1 protein-coding gene is annotated in these 860 nt (G+C 60.8%); it reads left to right on the top strand.

Annotation, left to right across the window (positions count from 1 at the left end; all coding sequences use genetic code 11):
* Window positions 1-12 precede the first annotated feature (12 nt).
* On the top strand, window positions 13-860 hold an 848-nt coding region (locus AWB65_RS35110), incomplete at its 3' end, for an MFS transporter (protein WP_235008130.1).

The raw sequence follows: 860 nt of genomic DNA on the forward strand, positions 1-860 counted from the left end.
CTCTGGCGTTTGATGCCGCTCCTCATGCTGCTCTATATCGTCGCCTTCATCGACCGGTCTAATGTCGGCTTCGCGAAACTGAGCTTCCTGCACGATCTTGGGCTTTCCGAGGCGGTCTTCGGAATCGGCGCGGGAATCTTCTACGCCGGATACATGCTGTTCGAGATTCCCAGCAACATGCTGCTGGCGAAGATTGGCGCGCGGAAGACATTCCTGCGGATCATGGTGCTCTGGGCGGTATGTTCGGCGGGACTCGCCGCGATGACGGGCCAGAACAGCTATTACCTCTGGCGCTTTCTGCTTGGCGCTTCCGAAGCGGGACTTTTTCCCGGCATCCTGCTGTATCTGACCTACTGGGTGCCCGTGTCTCGCCGGGCTCGCTTCACCGCGCTTTTCATGGCCTCCATTCCCATCGCCGGCGTGATCGGCGGCCCGTTGTCGGGACTCATCATGCACACGATGGATGGCGTCGCGGGGCTGCACAGCTGGCGGTGGCTTTTTCTGATCGAAGGCATCCCGCCGTTGCTGCTCGTTTTCGTCGTGATCCGACTTTTGCACGATACGCCGGCAAATGCACCGTGGCTGTCACCCGACGAAGCGGCCATCATCGAACGCGACTTGCGAGCCGACCGCGAGACGACCGGCGCAACCGCGCACAAGTCGTTCGGCCAGGCGCTGCTCTCCCCTCGGTTTTATCTCTTGACTGGGATGGGCGTCGCGCTTCTCGCCAGCACGTCGAACGTGTTCTTCTGGTTGCCGACGATCATCCGCCGGACTGGCATCACCGATCTGTGGACGATCGGCGTGTTGTCATCGCTCCCTTTCATTGCCGGCTTTGTTTGCCAGTACCTGGTGGCTCG

Source organism: Caballeronia humi, from assembly GCF_001544475.1.
GTDB lineage: Bacteria > Pseudomonadota > Gammaproteobacteria > Burkholderiales > Burkholderiaceae > Caballeronia > Caballeronia humi.